The sequence below is a fragment of the Microbacterium sp. HMWF026 genome (assembly GCF_003061325.1).
Lineage (GTDB): Bacteria > Actinomycetota > Actinomycetes > Actinomycetales > Microbacteriaceae > Microbacterium > Microbacterium testaceum_E.
The window spans coordinates 1-4,712 of the sequence record NZ_QAJB01000081.1 but is presented as its reverse complement, the minus strand read 5'-3'; the positions used below and the strand labels follow the sequence as shown (position 1 = coordinate 4,712).

The window sequence follows — 4,712 nt, the reverse complement described above, 5'->3', positions numbered from 1 at the left end:
CGCCACCACCCCGAACGCCTCCGCCAACTCCGAAGGCCCCACGACCTCCATCTCGGCCTCGAACCGCCCGAACGACGCGGCGAGCGCTCCCCACGACCACGACCCCGCCTCGAGCGTGCAGCTCCCCTCGTCCACCGCGGTGACCGTCCCATCGCCGGCGAAGGGCGACACCTCACGCGCCGGGAGGTGCAGCAGAACCGTTCCGCGGCACGGCCAAGCGTTGGCATCCGCTCCCTTGAAGCGCGCCGAGACGAACGCGTCGACGTCGCCGCCGGGCACCGTGCGCGGCGTGAACGGGGCGCCGTGCGGGATGCGCGGATGGAGGCGATCGACCCGGTAGATCCGCCAGTCGTCGCGGTCGAGATCCCACGCGACGAGGTACCACCGGCCGTCCGAGACGGCGAGGTGGTGCGGCTCCGCCCGCCGCAGCGCGTCGCCATAGTCGAACCGCAGCGTCACCCGGTCGCGGATCGCCTGCGCGAGCGTCACGAGCACGTCGAGAGAGAAGTCCGTGGATGCCACCTCCCCCGGCCGCGCGACCGTCGTGACCTCGGGGGTGTCGAGGCGGTGCCGCAGGCGTGAGGGCATGACCTGGCGCACCGTTGCGAGCGCGCGGATCGCCGCTTCACCGATACCCGCGCCGAGGGCGGGGGCGGTGCGCAGTGCGATCGCCACGGCGAGCGCCTGGTCGTCGTCGAAGAGCAGCGGGGGCAGCTCGGCGCCGGAGTCGAGACGGTACCCGCCGTCCGGACCCATCGTCGCCTCGATGCGGTACCCCATCTCACGGAGCCGATCGATGTCGCGCCGCACCGTGCGGTCGGTGATGCCGAGCCGCGAGGCGAGCAGCGACCCCGGCCAGTCGCGTCGCGTCTGCAACAGCGACAGCAGGGTGAGCAGCCGCGATGTCGTCGTCATGGCATCCAAGGTATTTCCGGTCTAGGACAGAACCCGCCCTACATGGCTGCGAGGGTCGTGGCACGAGCCGATCCGGCCCGAGACCCAAGGAGCAGACATGTCCGTGCAGACCACCCCTCACCTGAACTTCCGCGGCGATGCCCGTCAGGCGCTCGAGTTCTACCAGTCCGTCTTCGGCGGCCACCTCGTCGTCAACACCTACGCCGACTTCGGCATGCCGGCAGAGATCCCCGGCTCCGACAAGGTCGTCTTCGGCCTCGTCGCCGCCGAGAACGGCTTCCGCCTCATGGGTTACGACATCCCCGGCCAGACCGAGGGCGGCGTCGCCGGCGGAGGCTCGACCCGCCGCGAGAACAATGCGACGATCACCGACCAGGCGCTGTTCGTCTCGATCAGTTCGCCCACGCTCGATGAGTTGCAGGGCTACTGGGATGCCCTGGCGGCGGATGCCACGATCGTCGAGCCCCTCGCGGCGTCAGCGTGGAGCGCCGGGTTCGGCATGCTGACCGACCGGTTCGGCGTGACGTGGAGCGCTTCGGTCGCCGCCGAATGACGTGTCCGGTCGCGGCGCGCGTCCGCTGCGCGTCGCGACCGATTACCGGGCCTATTGGACGTCGACCTCGTTGCGGCCCCGCACCTTCATCGTCAACTCCGGCTTCTCGCGCGTGACCACGCGCGACGAGGCCGTCACCGCCGTCGACGAGAACCTCGCCGACCTGGTCGCCGTCGGTCGCCCCGCGATCGCCAACCCCGACCTCGTCATACGCTGGCAGAAGAACGCCGACGAGAACGAGCTCGACCAAGCCTCCCCTAGGGCGGCGACGAGACCGGATACACCGACTACCCGTTCCTCCAGGACTGAGTTCCGGATGCCAGAGCCTCGCGCGACCCGGTCGCGCGAGGCTCGTTCACGGCTGTGCGACGCAGCAGCAAACCCGCGAAAGACATCAGCGCGAAACCGCTCGGCACCGTTCGCTATCATCGGGCCCGGTCCGCAGAAAGTATTGTCGGGAGCATGCGCTGCACATCTGAACTCGCGGCCCAGGGCGAAGCTTGGTCAGCAGCCGGGGACATTGTGATGGCATTTTTGGCCGCCGTCCTCGGCGCAGGCGCCGCACTTTTTACAGGCTGACTCACTAGTCGACGTGATGCGACCGCGAAAGAGCATTTAGCGGTTAACAACCTGCTGCTCGACCTGGCGGCGAAGCGGGCATTTGCGCTCGATGCAGACGCGGCCTGGGCGCTCGGCGCTGGCCCACGAATACTGGATTCCGTTAATCACACGAGGAGTCTGGTTCGGGCTGCTCGCGCAGAGCTCTCGTCCACATCAGTGTTCCTCGAACCTCTCCGGATGATGATGCTCGCTTGCAACACCTTCGTGGAGCAGGCCAAGTACCAGGGCAATGAGCCCACTCCCGGCGACGTCGAAAGGCTAGTCCGGGCGCTGCGCGCTGAGGTACAAGTGCTTCACCACAAGCGTCCGAGGAAGATTGTTTCGGACGCACCGGGATCCTTGTCAGTGAGTCGTCGCATCAGCAGATAGCTCGGGCCAATCCGGGTCCTCTGGTTGAACTTTCCCGACCGATGCTCAGAAAATGCGCGGGTCGACCTGAACGGTCTAAACCTCGGAAGAGCGGACCTTTGGGCGCACCGATTCCATTGTGTCGGGGTGCACGACATCTGCTGCGCGGGTCATGCGGTAGCGCAGCGTGGGAATCCCGCCAACCCAGGTGCCGCCAATCCTCGAGCGGGGCAAGTCGTCTGGTGTTTCGAGAGGCCTTGTCTCGGGGACGATAGGAATCGTTCCGCCTTCGCTCCGCCCCGAGTATGTCGGATAGCGTCCGCTCCGTAGGTCGTCCAGCCGCTCGATCAATGCTCCGATGCGTCCCGCGATGTGCATGTAAGGATCACGAGTCCCTGCCTGGTGATCAGTCGTTCATAACGGTGAGCAAGCAGCACCAGCCGGCCAGCCCGCGGGTGACCGCCATTACCTCGATCCTGTTCGTCGCAGGGCGCTGATAGCCAGCACCGACTGCGCGACCTGCGACTACGGTCGTGCTATGGCCAACGTGCTTGAGGTTGTGGCAGCCGTGATCCAGGACGGGGATCAGTTTCTCGTGTGTCGGCGTCGCGCGGGGAAAGCAGCTGGCGGGCGTTGGGAGTTCCCTGGGGGCAAGGTTGAACACGGGGAGAGCGCAGCTGACGCCCTCCGCCGCGAGATCCAAGAAGAGTTGGCGATCGACATCCGCGTTACGGGGCAACTGACAACCGACGACACGCTAGTCGGCGACCTCGTCATCCGGTTGACGTGCCTTCACGCCGAGCTCGATGGGCCGCGGCCCATCGAGAGCACTGATCACGACAGCCTCGTGTGGGTAGCCGCGGATGATCTTGCTCAGTTGGATTGGGCCGAGCCCGACTTACCCGCAGTTCGGCTATTGATTGCGAGCGGAACCTAGGGTGCGGACACCTCAAAGTCGTCGTCGACTTTCACAATCAATGTGATCCCGACGGTGTGCATAAGCTCTCGGAGGTCCTCCTCCGGTGGCCCCGGCAGAAGAATGGCCGGAGATGCATCCAGTCCCGCCTTATGTGCCACGTGGGCGTAGTCGAGAACTTGACCGATTGCAGTTCGCACGTGGCCTCGCGCCGTCGATTTTTTCGCCTCGACGATCCAGTTTCGTTCTGGGACGAACATGTCTGGCTCGATCAGCGCACTCCCGGCCCGGAGCGGAAGCCGTTGCGGTGAGAGCCCCTGTGTTCTCACCCACTCACCGAATGCGGCCTGCAGCTCAAACTCGATCCGAGAAACGACACGCTCGCCGGGAGCTGTATCGGCCGCTGCAATCACCACATCGTCGTACTCGGGCGGGGTCCACGACCGAGGCGCTGCCGTGTACGTCTCGGGAGCCTCGCGACCCAAATCACCCCCATAACCAGGTAGGAGATCTACGCGCGCAACGACAGGGAGAAGGTTGAAGATGATCCCCGCGCGGGGGTTTCCGGACGCATCAGGGATCGTTTCGATCTCATACGTGGGTGTTCCTGTGGTGAACGCTCCGACGTAGGTTGCGAACGTCCCATGCGTTCTGAAGAGCCGGATGGTCTTCCCGTCTTTGGCGCAGTCTCGCAAAGCACGATTCCCGCGCACGAACTCCTGTGGTCCGTACTGCCCCTCGCCGGTGTATGAGTATGAGCCGTCCTCCCGTAACCCCTCAAATTTGTCGTAGCCGTATCTGGCCCCGGACCCCGGGTCCGTGAAAATGAAGATGTTGTTCTGACCGCGCGGTGTGGAGATGCCACCTTGCTGCTGACCGCCGTATGCGTCGTGAATTGATCGCCTGCGAACGGTGTCGCCCGGCTCGAGCAACCAATCACCTCGGACCGCTCGACGACCGTCGCGGAAACGTTCTCGGACGCCGTCCGCCTGCTCTTCTGACAGCAGCCACCGTGTCGAACCTTCTCCGAGAGTCCCGTACACGGACCGCAGGTAATCTCGAATTCTTTTCTGAGGCACTTGAAGCTCGATGGACAACTGAGCCGGAGTGGTGGTGGCCATTAGTGAAAGCTACTGGCCGATGTCCAGTAATGCGCGAAGCGGAAGAGCATTCTTCCGTCCGGAATGAGTGGAGCAGGCGCGCCAAAGGCATCGGTGATCGGACCAGATTGCGGCGCCCTAGCCCATGTCGTTGCCCCGGAGTACCCCCCACCATGAGCCCCGCCCCTCTCTTCCTCCATGCCGACGCCGCGCTCCGAGAGGTCGTCGATCGGATCAACCCCGCCGACTTCTCCTCCCC

General features: G+C 65.1%; 5 protein-coding genes. 3 read left to right on the top strand and 2 right to left on the bottom strand.

Annotated features, from left to right (window positions below):
* Positions 1-915 (bottom strand): YafY family protein (locus tag DBR36_RS03905; protein ID WP_108317643.1); only part of this gene is annotated, 915 nt, incomplete at its 3' end.
* A gap of 97 nt (positions 916-1,012) precedes the next feature.
* Between DBR36_RS03905 and DBR36_RS03900 the strand changes: the two genes are divergently transcribed.
* The 3 genes from DBR36_RS03900 (at position 1,013) to DBR36_RS03890 (ending at position 3,374) form a co-directional block, all read left to right on the top strand.
* Positions 1,013-1,468 (top strand): VOC family protein, encoded by a 456-nt coding sequence (locus tag DBR36_RS03900; RefSeq protein ID WP_108317642.1) that lies wholly within the window; start codon positions 1,013-1,015, stop codon positions 1,466-1,468.
* A gap of 1 nt (position 1,469) precedes the next feature.
* A complete protein-coding gene (locus DBR36_RS03895; protein WP_108317641.1) occupies positions 1,470-1,994 on the top strand; it encodes a hypothetical protein in 525 nt (174 codons plus the stop codon).
* Positions 1,995-2,975: 981 nt separating this feature from the next.
* Positions 2,976-3,374: a (deoxy)nucleoside triphosphate pyrophosphohydrolase gene (locus DBR36_RS03890; protein WP_108317640.1), complete on the top strand. Its 399-nt coding sequence runs from the start codon at positions 2,976-2,978 to the stop codon at positions 3,372-3,374.
* Here the strand turns inward: DBR36_RS03890 and DBR36_RS03885 are convergent.
* The gene (locus DBR36_RS03885) at positions 3,371-4,474 is read right to left on the bottom strand and encodes a hypothetical protein (RefSeq protein WP_108317639.1); all 1,104 of its coding nucleotides are present in this window, start codon (positions 4,472-4,474) and stop codon (positions 3,371-3,373) included. The genes DBR36_RS03890 and DBR36_RS03885 overlap by 4 nt on opposite strands.
* Positions 4,475-4,712: the final 238 nt, after the last annotated feature.